This window comes from Deinococcus pimensis DSM 21231 (assembly GCF_000519345.1).
Classification (GTDB): Bacteria; Deinococcota; Deinococci; order Deinococcales; family Deinococcaceae; genus Deinococcus_A; species Deinococcus_A pimensis.
This window is the reverse complement of the sequence record NZ_KI912617.1, coordinates 170,482-172,334: the sequence shown is the minus strand read 5'-3', so window position 1 is coordinate 172,334 and position 1,853 is coordinate 170,482. Positions and strand designations below refer to the sequence as shown.

At 71.4% G+C, this 1,853-nt stretch carries 3 protein-coding genes; 1 reads left to right on the top strand and 2 read right to left on the bottom strand.

Features of this window, described 5'->3' with window-relative positions; all coding sequences use genetic code 11:
- The coding region (locus DEIPI_RS38660) for a PRC and DUF2382 domain-containing protein (RefSeq protein WP_052351564.1) at positions 1-813 on the bottom strand (813 nt) is incomplete at its 3' end.
- A 255-nt stretch (positions 814-1,068) separates the two neighbouring features.
- On the opposite strand from DEIPI_RS38660, the gene DEIPI_RS0101430 reads away from it, so the two are divergent.
- Positions 1,069-1,284, top strand: coding sequence for a hypothetical protein (locus DEIPI_RS0101430; RefSeq protein ID WP_157463388.1), 216 nt, complete (start codon positions 1,069-1,071; stop codon positions 1,282-1,284).
- A 103-nt stretch (positions 1,285-1,387) separates the two neighbouring features.
- Here DEIPI_RS0101430 and DEIPI_RS37200 read toward each other — a convergent pair whose 3' ends face one another.
- Complete coding sequence (locus DEIPI_RS37200; RefSeq protein WP_157463387.1) at positions 1,388-1,537, bottom strand: hypothetical protein; 150 nt, start codon at positions 1,535-1,537, stop codon at positions 1,388-1,390.
- Positions 1,538-1,853: the final 316 nt, after the last annotated feature.

Sequence of the window (1,853 nt, the reverse complement as noted above, 5' to 3'; positions counted from 1 at the left end):
TGGGGCGGTCGGCGCCCCGGGGTTCGCGCGGTCGGCCTGCGCGCCGCCCAGGTCGCGGACCTCCAGCGTCTCGCGGCCCACCGTGTCCGAGAAGGTCCGCGTCTCCGAGACGGCGCGCTTGCCGATCTCGACCTCCTCCGCGACGTACGCCTGCTTGCGCACGTTCGCGCGCTCGGCCTCCAGGTCGATGCGCAGCGTCTCGCTGCCCGCGCCGAGGGTCACATTGCCCTCCACGGGACGGCCGCCCTCCACGGGACGGCGCTCGATGACGGCCTCGTCGTGCGAGAGGTCCACGTTCACGTTCTGCTCGCGGGTCTCGACGTGCTTGCCGATCTCCACGCTGCCCGCCACCGCGCGGCGCTTGTTCACCACGAGGCGTTCCTCGAGCAGCTGGAGGCGCTGGGGCGTCGCGAAGAGCGGGTCGGGCGTCCCCGCGCTCCCGGTGTCCACGGGCGCGGCGAAGTCACCGCGGCGCAGCGCGGCGTCGTCGGCGGCGCGGTTCTCCTCGGTGACCTCCTCGCCGCGGTGGTAGGGGCGCATCTCGGAGACGTCGTCGCGTGAGAGGGTGTCGAAGTACACCTCGTGGTCGCCGATGCGGGCGAGCCCGACCGGCACGAGGACGAGCTTGTTCGAGAGGAAGCCGCCCACGTCGACGACGAGGTAGCGCACGCGCAGGCTCGTCTCGTCGACGAGGGCGTCACGTACGGCGCCCACGCGCTGGCCGTCGGCGGCGAAGGCCGGGCTGCCCGTGGGGTCGTAGGTCGTCTCGGCGGGATCGAGCGAGACGTCGGATAGCAGCAGGAGTCGCGGCACGTCGGGGTCCTTTCCGGGGTCCCGCCGCGGTCCACGCGGGACCGGGCGGCAGGACCGCTCGCGGTTATTGTGGGTTGCGCTTCACACAGGTCCCTGTGAGGGAAGCGAAGAACCTTCAGATTCCACCCTTCGCTTCAGACCACGTGAAGAACCTCGCGGGACGCCGTTGTGAACACGTTTCACGCGCGTTCATCCTTGAGGATTCCTCCACCTCGTTCTGGTGGGATGCTCATGCCCTCTGGGCACTATGACGGCATGCCCTCGACCCCTGCTCGCTGCCCCAAGTGCGGTTCCGCCCACGTCGACGTCGTCTCGCGCCGCTCCCCGCTCGGTGACCGCTACGAGGTGGCCGCCTGCCGCTGGTGCACCTACGAGGAGCCGCTGGGCGTGACGCGGGACCTCTCGGGTCTGTCCTCCATGACGGCGCGTCCGCAGGGCGGGCTGGGCGGCGCGGCGGGTCGAACCCGCTGAAGCACGAACGAGGACGAGCCTGGAAAGTTCGATCTTTCCGGGCTCGTCCGTCTTCCGCGTCGTGGGACGCGACGCCGCGCGTGAGGTGGGGAGGGAAGGCCGCTCAGTCGAGGCCCGCGCGCCAGTCCTCGGCGCGCCAGTCGGGAATGAGCGGCGCCGTGGCCCGCTCGTCCTCGGCCTCGCGCAGCAGGGCCCAGGTGCCGGCGACGATGAGCACGATCAGGAGGAGGAGCATCAGCGCGGCGGTTTCCATGCCTCCAGGGTAGGGTGGGCGCGAACCCGCGTCGTGTACGCCGAATAAACGCTCCGCCCGCGAGGGCTTTATCCGGGTCTTCAGGGTGGCTTGATCGTGGGCGCCCCGGCACGAAGCGTGTTCAGGACGCGAGAAAGTTCACGGCGTACGGACCTCGCGGACGTGGACGGTCAGGGTGGCGTCCTCCTGACGGGCCACGCACACGTAGCCCGGGCGGCGCGTGCGTCCGTCGTGCGGGCCTTCCAGGGCGCCGCGCACCACGAAGGTCGCGTCGGGGTGCGCGAACACGAAGGGCCGCCCCGAGGGGCGCGGCGCG